This is a genomic window from Dielma fastidiosa (assembly GCF_003475485.1).
GTDB classification, from domain to species: domain Bacteria; phylum Bacillota_I; class Bacilli_A; order Erysipelotrichales; family Erysipelotrichaceae; genus Dielma; species Dielma fastidiosa.
Genome location: NZ_QRQL01000004.1, coordinates 313,905 through 329,933, shown reverse-complemented (window position 1 = coordinate 329,933; position 16,029 = coordinate 313,905). Strand labels below are relative to the sequence as shown.

The window sequence follows — 16,029 nt, the reverse complement described above, 5'->3', positions numbered from 1 at the left end:
AAAAAAAAGACCCAATGAAGGGTCGATCACCTGGCAGCTAGTTATCTTCACGGGAGCAAGTCCAGCTATTGTCACCGTTAAAGTGCTTAACTTCTGTGTTCGGGATGGGTACAGGTGTGTCCACTTTGCCATCGCCACCAGATCTCTGAGGTCATTCCCTCAAAACCAAATAACAGTTGACTTCCATTCTCTTTCTTCCTAGTTGTGTGATTAAGTCCTCGTACCATTAGTATCAGTCAACTCCATGTATTTCTACACTTCCATCTCTGACCTATCTACCTTGTCGTCTTCAAGGGGTCTTACTACTTGCGTATGGGAAATCTCATCTTGGAGTCGGTTTCGTGCTTAGATGCCTTCAGCGCTTATCCGTTCCCTACTTAGCTACCCAGCTATGCATCTGGCGATACAACTGGTGCACCAGCGGTAGGTCCATCCCGGTCCTCTCGTACTAAGGACAGATCTCCTCAAATTTCCTACGCCCACAACAGATAGGGACCGAACTGTCTCACGACGTTCTGAACCCAGCTCGCGTACCGCTTTAATGGGCGGACAGCCCAACCCTTGGAACCGAATTCAGCTCCAGGATGCGATGAGCCGACATCGAGGTGCCAAACCTCGCCGTCGATGTGAACTCTTGGGCGAGATCAGCCTGTTATCCCCAGGGTAGCTTTTATCCGTTGAGCGACGGCCCTTCCATTCGGCACCGCCGGATCACTAATCCCGACTTTCGTCCCTGCTCGACTTGTTGGTCTCGCAGTCAAGCACCCTTCTGCATTTGCACTCGTCGATTGATTTCCAACCAATCTGAGGGTACCTTTGGGCGCCTCCGTTACTCTTTAGGAGGCGACCGCCCCAGTCAAACTGCCCACCTGACACTCTCCCTCTTCCGGATCACGGAAGCAGGTTAGAACTTCAATCAAACAAGGGTGGTATCCCAACGTCGACTCCTCCTACACTGGCGTGCAGGTCTCTTTGTCTCCCACCTATCCTGTACATGTTTGATCAAAATTCAATATCAGGCTACAGTAAAGCTCCATGGGGTCTTTCCGTCTAGTTGCGGGTACCCGGCATCTTCACCGGGACTAAGATTTCACCGAGTCTGCTGCCGAGACAGCGCCCAAATCGTTACTCCTTTCGTGCGGGTCAGAACTTACCTGACAAGGAATTTCGCTACCTTAGGACCGTTATAGTTACGGCCGCCGTTCACTGGGGCTTCAATTCAATGCTTCTCCCTTTCGGAATGACACATCCTCTTAACCTTCCAGCACCGGGCAGGAGTCACCCCCTATACTTCGTCTTGCGACTTTGCAGAGAGCTGTGTTTTAGTTAAACAGTCGCTTGGGCCTCTTCACTGCGGCTCTTTCGAGCACCCCTTCTTGCGAACGTACGGGGTCATTTTGCCGAGTTCCTTGGCAACAGTTCTCTCGCTCACCTCAGGCTTCTCGCCTTGCCCACCTGTGTCGGTTTTGGTACGGGCCGCGATGAGATTAGCACTAGAAGCTTTTCTTGGAAGCTGGTATCATGAACTTCGCTACTCGCCGAAGCTTTCACTCCCCTTCACGCCTTTGCATTGATACGCGGATTTGCCTGCGTATCTGCTCCTGCGCTTGGACCACAATCCATTAAGTGGATCCACTAACCTTCTCCGTCACTCCTTCATTCTCACGCGGGTACAGGAATATCTGCCTGTTTTCCATCGACTACGCCTTTCGGCCTCGCCTTAGGTCCCGACTTACCCAGGGCGGACGAACCTTCCCCTGGAATCCTTGGGCTATCGGTGTGCAGGATTCTCACCTGCATCTCGCTACTCACACCGGCATTCTCACTTCCATGCTCTCCACCGCTTCTTCCGATACGGCTTCTACGTTCATGGAACGCTCCCCTACCACTTACGTTTAATCGTAAATCCGCAGCTTCGGTAGTATGCTTAGCCCCGGTACATTTTCGGCGCAGAGTCACTCGACTAGTGAGCTGTTACGCACTCTTTGAAGGATGGCTGCTTCTGAGCCAACCTCCTAGTTGTCTGTGCATCTCCACATCCTTTTCCACTTAGCATACATTTTGGGACCTTAACTGGCGGTCTGGGCTGTTTCCCTTTTGACCATGGACCTTATCACCCACAGTCTGACTGCCGGATAGTACCACATGGCATTCGGAGTTTGATTGCATTCAGTACCCCTGGATGGGGCCATCATGCATTCAGTGCTCTACCTCCACATGGCTTCCTCCGACGCTAGCCCTAAAGCTATTTCGGGGAGAACCAGCTATATCCAGGTTCGATTGGAATTTCTCCCCTAGCCACAATTCATCCGCCAACTTTTCAACGGGGGTCGGTTCGGTCCTCCATCAAGTATCACCTTGACTTCAACCTGATCATGGCTAGATCACCTGGTTTCGGGTCTACCGCATCGTACTCTCGCCCTTTTCAGACTCGCTTTCGCTTCGGCTCCGTATCTTCTACTTAACCTCGCACGATATGGTAACTCGCCGGTTCATTCTACAAAAGGCACGCCATCACCCTTTAACGGGCTCTGACTTCTTGTAGGCATACGGTTTCAGGTTCTATTTCACTCCCCTCCCGGGGTTCTTTTCACCTTTCCCTCACGGTACTGGTTCACTATCGCTCACATACTCGTATTTAGGCTTGCCGGATGGTCCCGGCGGATTCCGACAGGGTTTCACGTGCCCCGCCGTACTCAGGATCCCTCTAGAGCTTCTTCGATTTTCGTTTACAGGGCTTGCACCTTCTTCGGCCGGCCTTTCAATGCCGTTCTCCTAATCGTCAAAGTCTCATCTCGAGGTCCTACAACCCCAGAACAAGTTCTGGTTTGGCCTCTTCCGCGTTCGCTCGCCGCTACTGACGGAATCACTTTTGTTTTCTTTTCCTCCAGGTACTAAGATGTTTCAATTCCCTGGGTTTCTCTCTCATGAGCTATTGATTCACTCATGGATGATAACGCATTACCGTTATCGGATTTCTCCATTCGGATACCCACGGATCGTTGCGTTCTTACCGCTCCCCGTGGCGTTTCGCCGTTTGATGCGTCCTTCTTCAGCTGTATGTGGCTAGGCATTCACCGTACGCCCTTCTCTACTTAATCACTTTAAGTATTGCGTTTTTTTTAGATGTTCTCTCATCGTTGTGTTTTTCGCGTCCAATTGCTTGGATCTATCTTTTTCTGAGTTACTGTTTGTTTAACATTTTTTCTCGATTTATCTTTTGCTTTTCTATTCAGAAAGATCATGTTTTTATCTCTTATGTCTTCTGTTATTTGGTTTTCAAAGAACGAACTGCTTCTGGACTGTGCTTCTCGCACCTTCCAAAACTGAACAGGAAATATCTTTTCTACTTCTTTCTCCTTAGAAAGGAGGTGATCCATCCCCACGTTCCCGTAGGGATACCTTGTTACGACTTAACCCCAGTCATCGATCCTACCTTCGACGGCTCCCTCCATTACTGGTTAGGCCACCGGCTTCGGGTATTATCAACTCCCATGGTTTGACGGGCGGTGTGTACAAGGCCCGAGAACGTATTCACCGCGGCATGCTGATCCGCGATTACTAGCGATTCCGACTTCATGAAGTCGAGTTGCAGACTTCAATCCGAACTGAGACGTCCTTTATGAGATTCGCTTACAGTCACCTGCTCGCTGCTCTTTGTAGACGCCATTGTAGTACGTGTGTAGCCCAGGCCATAAGGGGCATGATGATTTGACGTCATCCCCACCTTCCTCCGGTTTGTCACCGGCAGTCTCTCTAGAGTCCCCATCTTACTGTTGGTAACTAGAAACAAGGGTTGCGCTCGTTGCGGGACTTAACCCAACATCTCACGACACGAGCTGACGACAACCATGCACCACCTGTGTGTACCATTACTATCTCCCTATCTCTAGGGCCTTTGATACCATGTCAAGGCCTGGTAAGGTTCTTCGCGTTGCGTCGAATTAAACCACATACTCCACCGCTTGTGCGGGCCCCCGTCAATTCCTTTGAGTTTCACACTTGCGTGCATACTCCCCAGGCGGAGAACTTATTGCGTTAACTGCAGCACTGAGTTTCCCCAACACTTAGTTCTCATCGTTTACGGCGTGGACTACTAGGGTATCTAATCCTATTTGCTCCCCACGCTTTCGTGCTTCAGCGTCAGTTACAGGCCAGACAACCGCCTTCGCCACTGGTGTTCCTCCATATATCTACGCATTTTACCGCTACACATGGAATTCCATTGTCCTCTCCTGCACTCCAGCCAGACAGTTTCCAAGGCTTACCGTGGTTGAGCCACGGGCTTTTACCTCAGACTTATCTCGCCGCCTACGCACCCTTTACGCCCAATAATTCCGGATAACGCTTGCCACCTACGTATTACCGCGGCTGCTGGCACGTAGTTAGCCGTGGCTTTCTGGTAAGGTACCGTCACTCATAGAGCATTCCCTCTCTATGCCGTTCTTCCCTTACAACAGAGCTTTACAACCCGAAGGCCGTCTTCACTCACGCGGCATTGCTCGGTCAGGGTTTCCCCCATTGCCGAAAATTCCCTACTGCTGCCTCCCGTAGGAGTTTGGGCCGTGTCTCAGTCCCAATGTGGCCGTTCGCCCTCTCAGGCCGGCTATGCATCATCGCCTTGGTGGGCCGTTACCTCACCAACTAGCTAATGCACCGCAGATCCATCTGTTTGCGTTGTGTCCCAACTTTAACAGAGAAGAGATGCCTCCTCTCTGCCTATCCGGTATTAGCAGTCGTTTCCAACTGTTATCCCAGTCATACAGGCAGGTTATCTACGTGTTACTCACCCGTTCGCCACTAAGTTCCAATAGCAAGCTATCTTCACTTCGTTCGACTTGCATGTATTAGGCATGCCGCCAGCGTTCATCCTGAGCCAGGATCAAACTCTCCATTTGATTGACTCTTTATGTTTGAACCGCTTGCGCGTGTTCTGTATTTCTTCCGTGAATTACTTCAAATTTCTTTGACGTTTCCTGTTCAGTTTTCAAAGATCGAGCTGCTTTGCACTCGTGAGTGCTTATCTATCTTACCACCCAGCAACTTTTCTGTCAACACTTTTTTTAAGAACTTTTTTCTTGTGTGACCCGCTTCCTGAGTGCCTGTATATAATACCAAAACCATCCCCCCATGTCAACATTATTTTTTACTTTTTTTAAAACTTTTTTGCTTATTATTCATGCCTTTTTCATGTGAATATTTAATCATAAAATTGTAAGCGGTTCATGTCCTGATTTCATCATCTTATGCTTAAATGCTCCTTTGATTTTACATGATCTGTGCCCTTTCAAGGATCGCTTACACAATCATTTGCTTGACAAAAGCAGCTGATAAGAAAAGGCAGCCCTCAATATTGAAGCACTGCCCTTAATTATTACATATCAGGATTCATAGTTGCCTGATTCAATTCATTATTGGTTAATTGCGCTAATGTCTTCACTTTCTCAAAATCCAAATTTGCGGCCTCACTAAACCTCATGCCGTATTCTTGATCCGCTAAGTAGCAATGCGCCGCATGACGATACTTAATATTCTTAGTAACCGGTTCAATATTACGGGCCGTATTATCAATCAGTATCCGGCGCTTTTCTTCACTCATTAACCGATATAATTAAAAAAGATGAAACAGCATGATTTCATCTTTTTAGTAATAAATACAATTGTAATGCAGCGGCAGATGCAGTTCCGTATAAATTCTTGGTGCTTCATAAACTAATTCAGAATCAATTAGGATTGCCGGCACATCAGCTTTAACTCCCTGACCATGCATATCATACCCATATATATGATAGATTGGTATCGCATCATACTGATAATCCTGATAAGCATAGGTTAATTCAACGGCTCTGATATCCATTGGCAAATTTAATTCAGGATCTATAACCTGAAGCTGCACAACAGCTTCATATGGATCAAGCAGCAAACCATTGCCGACATATTCACCATTCAGACAACTGATCGTAAAGCCTGTCAATCCTTTCTCATCAAATTCAACATCGATACGCTGGAAAGCCTGCGCAAGTAACTGATCAGTCATAGAAGACATTCTTTCATTATATATATAGCCATGATATACATTTTGAAGCTTGCCATCAAAAAGTCGGGTTTTCGTATCAACCTGGATGATTGGTTTTTCAAAATTCACAAGAACGTTTAGATATTGATTATAGAAAAACTCAGCTGCCGCCTTGATCCCCTGCTCACTATACTCATACACAAAGCCTTCATCATAAGGTACATTTAATTCCACTGCAATGCTGCCGTTTTGTTTAATCAAAAGATTTCCCTCTTTGAAAACAGCCAGCAATTCACTTTGGGTACTCATTAATTCAGTTTCATGAGCAATTATAAAATCTTCTGCATGGTAATCAAGCGGTTCATAATAGTCATAACTGATTATTTCCACATTTAAAGCGGCTGCCATTAAATCGGCTTTTATCCGCATCTGATCTTCATTCAGCGCAGTCTTATGATATACTGGCAAACTTGTCAGTGAATTGAAGTTATTAAGATTAAATTTGCTGTTTAAGGCTCTTTCAATATCAGCTTGACTCAGCAGGCGATCATCACTCATGCCAGGCTCATCATACAACGTATACCCTGCAGAAAAATAACTGTATTCTAAATTATCTTCAACACCCGGAATCGGGTTTACCAATGCATTCTTAGGTGCTTCCACTTCTAATTTCCATTCCGGCTCAGCCGCAGTACAAGCACTAAGCAGAAATGCCAGCAATACTACACAAATTCCTCTCATAAGAACTCCTTCTTTAATCATTATCTTATATTTTACCACAGATTTAAGAAGTTGAAACGGAAAGTTAGCATCATCATTTCATGTGTCACTCTGATTCATGTTTCAGTTGTATATAGAAAGCCTAGATTACTGATATTGATAAAATATATAAGGATACATATGCGGATAACCAAATCCGACATTTTCAAAAATCTTCTCGCTATAAAAACAAAGATTCTTATTTTCATCAATATAATAGACTAAATCAGCCGCTGACAGATCCTCTGCATAACAGTTTTCCTGCTTATCATCGCAGACACCTAACCCTTTAGCTTGCAGCTGATTAAACAGGCTCGTCTCGATACTCTTTTCATCAAGCATATATAAATCCAGCACTTCTTGATCATCAAGCAGCTTACCGCTGTACAGATCAATATTAAAGGTATTGAACTTTTTTTCAATTTCCCCATTCTCTTTATAATATGCGGAAAGCACAATTACAGAAAGGAAATCGCTGTTTTCCCGATATAGTGAGCGCGAAACAAATATTGCCGGTTCACGATCACCAGCAAGATCATTGAGTGTACTTAATTGAATTTCAATACTCAATTCCGCTTCCATCCTCTGGTTTAAGTCACTTATTTCCTGAGTATCTATATTAATATAAGGTATGTCCACAAGCGCGCAACCATTTTGACATAATTGCTTAAATGTTTCGTTTTCCAACTCTGTTCCGCACATTTCCGATTGTAACGTAGTAACAGTGAAGACATACGGCCGGCTTTCATAAACCTTAGCGATTTTCTCAGCCGGTTCATTTTCCTTTGGCGTATCATTTTCCTTAATATCCGGTTTTGCTTCCTTAGGCTGACTCGAACAGCCAGCAAAAAGCAGCAGTGCCGATAAACATAATAATAATTTTTGCATATTTTCTCCCCCTCTTACTTATGCTTAATTAGCTCGCACATTGCGTAATATTTTTGCACAATATAAGCAGCGGCACATGCGAAACCAAAGACTGCCATCTGAAAAATGACAAGATCTAAAATTGATGTCCATTGATTCAAAGCCATGCCAACCATCACACACAAAAGCAATTCTCCCAAAATAATTTTCATGTGTTTAACGATAAAGTCACGCCATGTTATCTGCTTCGTATATAGTTTCTTGCACCAGATTGATTCATATAACAGATAGGCAATGGAAAAGCCATTGATATAAACCTGAAGCTGGCTTATTCCCGCCTGCGCCTTAGCAACAGCGTCATAGCTTTGAGCAGTCATAAAATCATTGACCGCAGCACTCCTGAAGAATGTTAAAACAGCACCAATTAAAATGATTACAAAAACATCGGCTTCCTTTCTTAAGATCGTTTTCATTCCCTATCTCCCCCTGCAATTCACTTACTTTATGATCCAGAAACAATCAGCGGTATTAACCAGTATTTCATCATCATTCACTTTGATAATCCTGCTTCTAGTTTCAGGTAATTCATCAAATTCTATCTTTGCGCTCATAAGCAGCCCATCATTGACAGCCAGCATTGCATATGAAGCAGGAGTGCTTTTCGTAACATCGGACTGATCTGAATGGGCAAGCATTTTACCCTCAGTCCATGAATCAACAGTATTATATCCATAAAAATAATCATCGTTTTTTATTTGTTTAAATTCACCGGTTTCGGTATCAAGCAGCATATTATCAACTATTTTGATGCTTGTATCGATGGCATAAAGCGTATTTTCATCAACAAAACAGCTGAATTCCACTTCCTTATCACTTTGAAATTGTTTTAACTCAGACGTAGTAACGTCATAAATATAAATAGCCTGACGATCGTCAGAGTATATATATTTTTCAGATTTCTTGTTGTCATCCTCATAAGTAACCAGCTGCATATCCGGGGTCTGCTTGATGATTACCGCCAGCTTACTGCCATAGCTAAAGATTTTTTCATAAGCATTATATACGCCCATGAAATCCTCTGTATCTGCATTTTCAGAGATTAAATCTACTCTTTTATCGCCGTCAAGCATAACGAAACGGGCATTATATGCACTATCATTTTCATAATCTTTCGTATAATCCTCAGTAGCATAGAATACTTTCTCACCTGCTTTAATCAGCTGCGGAGAATGCATCTTTGCATTATATGAAATATAATCAGTCGTCAAGCCATGATCAATTTCACGGCTGCCTTCTTCTGTTTCCATCATAACAGTGAAACGATTGTAATTATCAATTTCCGAAACTGGCTCAATTTTACTGTAAATAAGCGCATCCTCTGTATAAACAAATGAATTGATAACATAATTTCCTTCCAATTGCTTTAATACTTCAACTGTATGATCAGTCAAATCATATCTGCATAAGAAATTAACCGCATTCTCATTGTCTAAATGAACAGCACTGTAATACAATTCATTATTTTCAACATACTATGCCATCAAATAATCATGCTCGCCCATATTCAGCATTTCGGTATCCAACAGTTTTTTAGCTGTATACACAGGCAGTTCAGTTTTAACTGATATTGGCTCCACCTTAGCTGGCGGCAAATTTTCAAGCTTTTCTTTTGCACATGAGGTAAGCATTAGAAAACACAGGAAACATAATAATGATTTACCTATTTTCATCTTGATGCCCCCTTTCAATTTTATTAACCTTGGTATCTTTTTAAATTTATACCGAGCAGTGTTATTCCCATGTTTGTCATTTCAATGCAAATAAACAACGCGATACTATTTCCAGTCTGAATAAATTGAAACTTATAAATAAGGAAGGCAGTAACAATCAGCATAACCACGGCTATTAAACTGATAATGTATATCACAGCCTTGGGCAGCAGCAAACTCATTTCACTATATTTCTTCATCGGTTTAAACATAACCAGATAGAAGATACAGCAAAGCACATATATTATAATGATTGAATATCTGGAGATAAGTTCCCTATATTCAGGAAATAACGAGCTTAAAAAACTTAGTTCCATGTCAAAAACTGGATAGCCATAGATACCCAATTGACCTAAAACTATATTTATTAAAGTAAGAACACCAAAAAGTATAAACGCATCATTCAATGCACCGACTAGTTTTATTTTCATGATTCTCCTCTTTAAAAATGAGTCTGATCAGACTTCTATTTTGACTTTTTTCTCAAAAATCGAATGATTTCATAAGCTGCTCTAAGCGCAACTACGCAGATAAGTAATAGTATTAATTCTCCCATGCCAATACGTCCGTTAAACATAATTATTCCTCCCTTTGAGTTAGTACCCACATTTCTTTAGATAATTTTATTATACAGTAATAAAGTAAAATATTCTACTAAAAGGGCTGTAAGGATGTTATGTAAAAAAACTGTAAGAAAAAGCATAATCACCAATTGTTATTAATCTAAATAAAACTTTTAATATTCCATATCTATTGATCAATGCTAATTTTAATCTGCATTTATACTTTTCTAGTCAAAACAAAAGCAGCTCTGAACTGTTGCCCTGCAAAATATTTCCGTCATTCATGTTTTAAGTGGTGAAGACTTCAATAGAAACGAAGATGAATTCTTTGCTTAAAAAAATTCCTATATAACTGCCTTAGAAGGCTAGTTCTAAAGTATAAGGCATCTCCCAAACAAAACAGCTTATGAAAGCCACTCACATGTTTGCTATCATAAGCTGTAATTTAACTTAATATATCCTTAATCTAACTATGGCAGCATTCTTCCAATAGCTTTAGTATAAATGTGATACCAATCTTCTCGGCTTAATTCGATTGAACAGCCAGCTGCCATTTCTTTAAGGTGCTTTGTTTTAGTTGTGCCAAATATGGGCTGCATATTGGCCGGATGACGTAAGATCCAAGCAATTACGATTGCTGATTTGCTGACGTTGAATTGATCAGCATATTCCTGAAGACAATCATTAAATGCGGCATAATTAGGGTTATCCAAGAATGTTCCTTCTGCCCAAGATGCCTGCATGATCGACCATGCCTGAATCGTAATATCTTCCATCCGGCAATACTCAAGGATACTGCCATCATGATCAAGAGACTGCTCCTCTTTCATGTTAGCAAATATACCGTTGGTAACCATTCCACAATGAATTGGACTGAATTGCAGCTGATTAAACATCAGTTTTTGATCTAAATGCTTCTGCAGCATCTGAATCTGCATACTATTCATATTAGAAACACCAAAGTATTTTACTTTACCACTTTGCTGAAGCTCGTTGAAAGCCTCTGCCACTTCATCAAATTCCATCAAAGTATCAGGGCGATGCAGCAGCAGCACATCCAGATATCCGCATTGCAATCTTTCAATGCTTTGATTTACTGAATGAATAATATGTTCCTTACTGAAATCATAATAACCAACTTTACCTTTACGAATAGCGCATTTACTTTGAATAATCATTTTTTCTCTGTATTCTGGGTGCAGCTTTAATACTTCACCAAACAGCACTTCAGACTTGCCGCCGCCGTAAATATCTGCATGATCAAAGAAATTTATGCCTTCTTCTAATGCACATTGTATCAATTCATCAAGTTCACTCACACTCATTTCAGAGATACGCATACATCCGAAAACTAGTTGTGATACTTCTAAATCATTATTAAGTTTTAAATATTTCATAAGTTATTTACCTCGCTGAATTTATTGTATCACGAATTGATTGAGAAAGATGATTTATTATGAAATCTAATTGAAATACTCATTTTTCACTTTGATTTAAAATTGTCTCTAATTTTCTAAACGCGAATATGCCTAATCCATAGAAAACAAGCAATACAAGAATGGTTTTAAATATTTCAGCTGAACTATTCAGTTCTGAATTTTTAATGAGCAGCAAGAGACAAAATATAAATCCACAAGATAATAGTTCTGGCAAGAGATTAGATTTTGTACCTGTTACTTTAGTAAAATTCTTATTTAATTTAAAAAATAAATATTCAGCTAATATACAAGCTGCCACCAGTATAACAACACATACAACCAATCCAGTGCCACTATTTAATTTTAGTATTCCTCTAAATAACACTAAGTAAATCGGTAATGTGAAAAAAATAATCTCAAGAAGATGAAGCTGTTTTCTACTCATCACCAAAACCTCCCTTATTTAAATATATTACGCTCTTCGATTAATTGAAATGTAGCACTTTAGATCATTTTAATTCAATCAATTCTATTACCGATATATTGAAACAGCCGCACCCGTATAATATTCCTGCTTACCATCATTCAATTTACTTTCATCAAACGAATACTCTACAATTGAAAATTCTGGAATTATTGTCGGTTCACCTTTGGTATGAAATGCAGCACCATCTTCACAGAATGATCCATCTAAAATAACAACTATATCATTACTATGAACCTCAATCAACAAAGTTCTATTTAAATAGTTTTGCTTAGTTTCATCATACCAATCATTCATATTTCATTTTTAGATTTCTCTATTTCAATCCACTTTTCTATCTTAATATATTTAAGATAGTCAGTTTCTTTACTTTCAAAAGATACTTTTAAGCTTTCTATACTTTCATCATCTATTTTAGATAATTCTTCAATCATGGTATCATAAGATACAATTTCAAATTTCTCATCTCTTATATAATATTGTTATATCAACAATAATCAGCACTAAACAAAGTGGTAATGTAAAGAATAAAACTTCAAATAATACCTATTAATAAAGCTTTATACATTTCAGCTTTACAATATTAAGCGTTTTATGTTGTTTTTCCACGCTTAATCAGCAGTATAGCAATCTTAACAACTAAAAATTCATGCGATAATTTCTATTCACTGTGATTCTTATTCTTTATTTGTATTATACCTATTATTCTTACTTATGTCTATCTTGCTATTACATTAAACGGATTGATGTGAATAGGTTGCGTTCTATTATCAGCATCACCCACTGATAATCGGCGTTCAAACACAACTTTCTCTATAACAAAAAAAGCCTTCTTAGGCTATTTTTCAACTTTAATCAACGAGTATTTTCTATTATTCCTATTCACAAATATAGAGCTTCTGATCTTTAATTAACAAGATAACATCTGCCAAATCTTCCACATCATCAATATGGTGACTAGTAAATATTAAAATTTTATCTGGCTGTCTGATGAATTTATTTAATATATCCTTAACAACTTTTACCGAATTTTCATCTAATGCATTAAATGGCTCATCCAAAATAAGGATATCCGGATTTTCCATTAAAGCCTGCGCAAGTCTTAGTTTCTGCTTCATGCCTAAAGAATAGGTTTTATATTTCTTATTCAAAGCTTGATCAATCCCAAGCTGTCGGCATAAATTATGTATATCTTCATCGGTACATATATTCTTTATTTCGGCCAATGCTTTTAAATTTTCATAACCTGTCATTGTTTTGACAAATTCAGGAGCATTGATCGATACACCCGCATTGGGTATAAAATCATATTTTACCCCCAGCTTTTCACCATTAATATGTACAGTCCCCTGATCAGGTAAACTAAACCCGCAGATTATCTTCAACAGCACACTTTTGCCGCAGCCATTGATACCGGTTATTGCATAACTGGTGTTTTCCTTGAAGTCAAAATTGATATTGTCAAATATGAGATTATCCTTATACTTCTTTTCAATATTACGAAGATTAATCATTTTGTTCACCTCTGAATTTTAATGTAATGATGCTGCTTATCACCAAAACAACGATTAAGTTACCAATTTGAATACCGTTTCCAATCATCGACTGTGGAAAATGTATGATTAAATTAAAATCACCCATACACTCAATCAGCGCAATCGTTGATAGACCTATTAACAAATAATAAGAAATAAAATTAACTTTACATTTATATTGTATGATGACGATCAATTCCACAAACACCAATAAGAAATATACGAGACGGACTATGATCAGCAGCAGCAAGACAGCATCACTAGCTGAAGGAAAGCTGCCGATAAAACACCAAGTCCAAAATAAGATACTGACATATAAATCAATGGCAATTTGAATGCTGCTTCTTATTGTTGATTTTTGTATATGAAGCATAAAGCTTTTCATTGATCCATAACGAATCATATGAAGCGATCCCAGCTCATTAAATACTAAGCTGAATTGTTCTAGGAACAAAATCACTGAAAGAATAATTACCAACAACAAACATGCAATCAAAACAACATTGATTGTACTGTAATGATACTCCTGCAACACCTTGGGAAAGAGGAAGAATAGTTTTAAGCTGTCCACATAAGGAAGATTTTTAAACTGCATGCCAATATAACCAAAGGAAATCGCAGGCAGCATGAATAACAACAGATATTTTTTCCACATATCAATCGCCCATTTCCTTGAATCTAAGGGAAGAACACCAATAAACCAATAAATATACTAAAATAAGTACCGATGTCATTTGGAAGTCATTAAGTTCTCTCATATATAAGGGATAAGCCATAAAAAGATACGGCCGTAAAGTATCTGAGTACATGGCAAACAACGTTTGCAGAATGAATAGAATAATCAGTGTTATTTCATAAATCGTTCGCTTACCGATATAAGTGCTGTAAATATAGAAACAATTAAACAAAACAAACAACATACCACACCAATATAAATAATACAGCAGCATATCAAAGTCTAATTTTACTGACAAGATTTCATGTAAGAAGTACATTGTGATAAACAAGTATGCTAAGTAAATCACCGTCAGACCCAATTGTTCAACAAATCGTTTTTTGAAGTAATGCGTGAAATTTTTATATCTCACAATCTCTGTTTTATTAAATTCATATGTAGAAAACAATAAAGCAAAATAGAATGGCTGAATCACAAAATTCATCCACAAAGTCAGAAATAAATTCTCTGTATAATACAATGAATAATAATAACAAAGGGCAAAATTTAAAACGAATGAGCCGCCTATAATCAGGCACCAATTTGTGAGTGGTATCCTAAGTAAGACTTTTTTCTTTCCCATAACACAGTCTCGCTAGTATTAATATCATTGAAATAATAAATGGTATGATTAAAGCCAGAGGAAGCATTAACGTATTCAAATCATTAAATGATGACGCCGCCATAATAAAGCTTGGTGCTAAGTAATACTTTAGATTACCTATAGGTAGCAGCATCATAAGAGCGCTAAAACCTAAATAATAAAGTGTTGGTATAAAAATCACCATAAATTTTTTATTGGTCCATAATGAAATTCCTAAACTGAATAGTCCATATACAAAAGGTACTAGTATATATTTAGGTATACCTTCCATAAAATAAAACAAATACCGATGGTCTCGATATAGCCCATTCCCCAAAATATCTCTAAACATTTCTCGATAACCAGAAATCTCAACGTCGACTTTACTTGAAATTCTAAAAAACACAACGCCCACAACGTAATAAATTATATACCCTGCAAAACAAGTAGCTGCCGCAATTAAAGCATATTTAAGTATGGTTTTGATATAGAATTTAAAAGATGATTTATATCTTATAGCAAGTTGATCGAAAAAGCCGCGTTTCTCATCTATAAATTGTAATACCGGAAGTGATGAAAAAATTGGTAATAAGAACTGCATCGGCAATGCTCCCCAAATCATCATATAATCATAGTTAAACTCAGAATTCATGTATTCCCATTTATCCGGCCATCCTTCAGTAGGAACAAAGAAAAATAAATTTTGGAAGTATCCGAATGTAGTGCCGTAGTAAAGAAACATTACCAAAAACATACTGATGGCAGTTATAACTGTTATTTTATTAAAACACCTTTTCTTAGTAAGTAACTTCATATTCAATCTCCCTTTGTTTTAATAAAGCATACAGGAGGGGTTAACCTCCTGTAATGCGAGTAAAATAATTTTATACCTGCCAACTACCTTTTACAAAAGTACTAGGATCAATAGGATATTCTCTTGCACCTGATAATGTGTAGTATTTTCCTGTTACTGTACCAGAACTAAACGAGAAATTATCATGATGTTTCACACAAATACTCTGAGATGATCCATTTCCAGCAACTTTAAACCAAAGCTTAAATATTTTTGGAGTTTTATCGTCTTCTTCCCAGTTAATAATGGAATATCCACCAGCTTCTTCACATTTCACACCGCTTGAAAGCACTCCATAATTATAAGAAACACTTCCTTCGAAAAGATTTGAAGTTGCAGTTGACCCTGATTGTCTAGCAGCATTGACTTGCATACCACTAACAGCTAAAAAGGCAAACCCTGTAATCATAATTTTTGTAAGTAATTTTTTCATATTCTCTCCTTTCTACTTTAATTTAAATAGTAGA

At 39.1% G+C, this 16,029-nt stretch carries 14 protein-coding genes and 3 rRNA genes; all 17 read right to left on the bottom strand.

What is annotated here, in order from left to right; genetic code table 11:
- Positions 1-28 precede the first annotated feature (28 nt).
- Positions 29-142 (bottom strand): 5S ribosomal RNA (gene rrf / locus DWZ33_RS11115).
- A gap of 64 nt (positions 143-206) precedes the next feature.
- A 23S ribosomal RNA gene (locus DWZ33_RS11110) occupies positions 207-3,101 on the bottom strand.
- A 263-nt stretch (positions 3,102-3,364) separates the two neighbouring features.
- Positions 3,365-4,898: ribosomal RNA gene (locus DWZ33_RS11105) — 16S ribosomal RNA — on the bottom strand.
- The 16S, 23S and 5S rRNA genes sit together here, the layout of an rRNA operon.
- A gap of 476 nt (positions 4,899-5,374) precedes the next feature.
- Positions 5,375-5,599, bottom strand: a complete 225-nt coding sequence (locus tag DWZ33_RS11100; protein WP_118454855.1) for a catalase-related domain-containing protein — start codon at positions 5,597-5,599, stop codon at positions 5,375-5,377.
- A 45-nt stretch (positions 5,600-5,644) separates the two neighbouring features.
- The gene (locus DWZ33_RS11095) at positions 5,645-6,757 is read right to left on the bottom strand and encodes a hypothetical protein (protein WP_118454854.1); all 1,113 of its coding nucleotides are present in this window, start codon (positions 6,755-6,757) and stop codon (positions 5,645-5,647) included.
- A gap of 126 nt (positions 6,758-6,883) precedes the next feature.
- Positions 6,884-7,663, bottom strand: a complete 780-nt coding sequence (locus DWZ33_RS11090; protein WP_118454853.1) for a hypothetical protein — start codon at positions 7,661-7,663, stop codon at positions 6,884-6,886.
- A 14-nt stretch (positions 7,664-7,677) separates the two neighbouring features.
- Positions 7,678-8,115 carry a hypothetical protein gene (locus DWZ33_RS11085; protein ID WP_118454852.1) on the bottom strand — a complete coding sequence of 146 codons (438 nt, stop codon included), beginning with the start codon at positions 8,113-8,115 and terminating at the stop codon, positions 7,678-7,680.
- A gap of 24 nt (positions 8,116-8,139) precedes the next feature.
- Positions 8,140-9,093 carry a hypothetical protein gene (locus DWZ33_RS11080; protein ID WP_147352887.1) on the bottom strand — a complete coding sequence of 318 codons (954 nt, stop codon included), beginning with the start codon at positions 9,091-9,093 and terminating at the stop codon, positions 8,140-8,142.
- 81 nt (positions 9,094-9,174) lie between these two features.
- The gene (locus DWZ33_RS11075) at positions 9,175-9,372 is read right to left on the bottom strand and encodes a hypothetical protein (protein ID WP_118454850.1); all 198 of its coding nucleotides are present in this window, start codon (positions 9,370-9,372) and stop codon (positions 9,175-9,177) included.
- A gap of 23 nt (positions 9,373-9,395) precedes the next feature.
- Positions 9,396-9,842: a hypothetical protein gene (locus DWZ33_RS11070; RefSeq protein WP_118454849.1), complete on the bottom strand. Its 447-nt coding sequence runs from the start codon at positions 9,840-9,842 to the stop codon at positions 9,396-9,398.
- A gap of 602 nt (positions 9,843-10,444) precedes the next feature.
- Positions 10,445-11,371 (bottom strand): aldo/keto reductase, encoded by a 927-nt coding sequence (locus DWZ33_RS11065; RefSeq protein WP_118454848.1) that lies wholly within the window; start codon positions 11,369-11,371, stop codon positions 10,445-10,447.
- Positions 11,372-11,450: 79 nt separating this feature from the next.
- The gene (locus DWZ33_RS11060; protein ID WP_118454847.1) at positions 11,451-11,837 is read right to left on the bottom strand and encodes a hypothetical protein; all 387 of its coding nucleotides are present in this window, start codon (positions 11,835-11,837) and stop codon (positions 11,451-11,453) included.
- Positions 11,838-11,924: 87 nt separating this feature from the next.
- Entirely contained in the window at positions 11,925-12,173 is a 249-nt protein-coding gene (locus tag DWZ33_RS11055; protein WP_118454846.1) for a hypothetical protein, read from the bottom strand.
- Between the two features lie 581 nt (positions 12,174-12,754).
- Entirely contained in the window at positions 12,755-13,390 is a 636-nt protein-coding gene (locus DWZ33_RS11050) for an ABC transporter ATP-binding protein (RefSeq protein ID WP_118454845.1), read from the bottom strand.
- Positions 13,383-14,066: a hypothetical protein gene (locus DWZ33_RS11045; RefSeq protein WP_118454844.1), complete on the bottom strand. Its 684-nt coding sequence runs from the start codon at positions 14,064-14,066 to the stop codon at positions 13,383-13,385. The genes DWZ33_RS11050 and DWZ33_RS11045 overlap by 8 nt, the downstream gene beginning before the upstream one ends.
- A gap of 617 nt (positions 14,067-14,683) precedes the next feature.
- Positions 14,684-15,523 carry a hypothetical protein gene (locus DWZ33_RS11035; RefSeq protein ID WP_118454842.1) on the bottom strand — a complete coding sequence of 280 codons (840 nt, stop codon included), beginning with the start codon at positions 15,521-15,523 and terminating at the stop codon, positions 14,684-14,686.
- Positions 15,524-15,593: 70 nt separating this feature from the next.
- On the bottom strand, positions 15,594-15,995 hold the full coding sequence (locus DWZ33_RS11030) for a hypothetical protein (RefSeq protein ID WP_118454841.1): 402 nt from the start codon (positions 15,993-15,995) through the stop codon (positions 15,594-15,596).
- Positions 15,996-16,029 lie beyond the last annotated feature (34 nt).

Coding starts and splice junctions, on each gene's coding strand:
- DWZ33_RS11060 (WP_118454847.1), bottom strand. CDS start 11,837: ATGAGTAGAAAACAGCTTCATCTTCTTGAGATTATTTTTTTCACATTA.
- DWZ33_RS11065 (WP_118454848.1), bottom strand. CDS start 11,371: ATGAAATATTTAAAACTTAATAATGATTTAGAAGTATCACAACTAGTT.
- DWZ33_RS11070 (WP_118454849.1), bottom strand. CDS start 9,842: ATGAAAATAAAACTAGTCGGTGCATTGAATGATGCGTTTATACTTTTT.
- DWZ33_RS11075 (WP_118454850.1), bottom strand. CDS start 9,372: ATGAAAATAGGTAAATCATTATTATGTTTCCTGTGTTTTCTAATGCTT.
- DWZ33_RS11095 (WP_118454854.1), bottom strand. CDS start 6,757: ATGAGAGGAATTTGTGTAGTATTGCTGGCATTTCTGCTTAGTGCTTGT.
- DWZ33_RS11030 (WP_118454841.1), bottom strand. CDS start 15,995: ATGAAAAAATTACTTACAAAAATTATGATTACAGGGTTTGCCTTTTTA.
- DWZ33_RS11045 (WP_118454844.1), bottom strand. CDS start 14,066: ATGTGGAAAAAATATCTGTTGTTATTCATGCTGCCTGCGATTTCCTTT.
- DWZ33_RS11090 (WP_118454853.1), bottom strand. CDS start 7,663: ATGCAAAAATTATTATTATGTTTATCGGCACTGCTGCTTTTTGCTGGC.
- DWZ33_RS11100 (WP_118454855.1), bottom strand. CDS start 5,599: ATGAGTGAAGAAAAGCGCCGGATACTGATTGATAATACGGCCCGTAAT.
- DWZ33_RS11035 (WP_118454842.1), bottom strand. CDS start 15,523: ATGAAGTTACTTACTAAGAAAAGGTGTTTTAATAAAATAACAGTTATA.
- DWZ33_RS11050 (WP_118454845.1), bottom strand. CDS start 13,390: ATGATTAATCTTCGTAATATTGAAAAGAAGTATAAGGATAATCTCATA.
- DWZ33_RS11055 (WP_118454846.1), bottom strand. CDS start 12,173: ATGAATGATTGGTATGATGAAACTAAGCAAAACTATTTAAATAGAACT.
- DWZ33_RS11085 (WP_118454852.1), bottom strand. CDS start 8,115: ATGAAAACGATCTTAAGAAAGGAAGCCGATGTTTTTGTAATCATTTTA.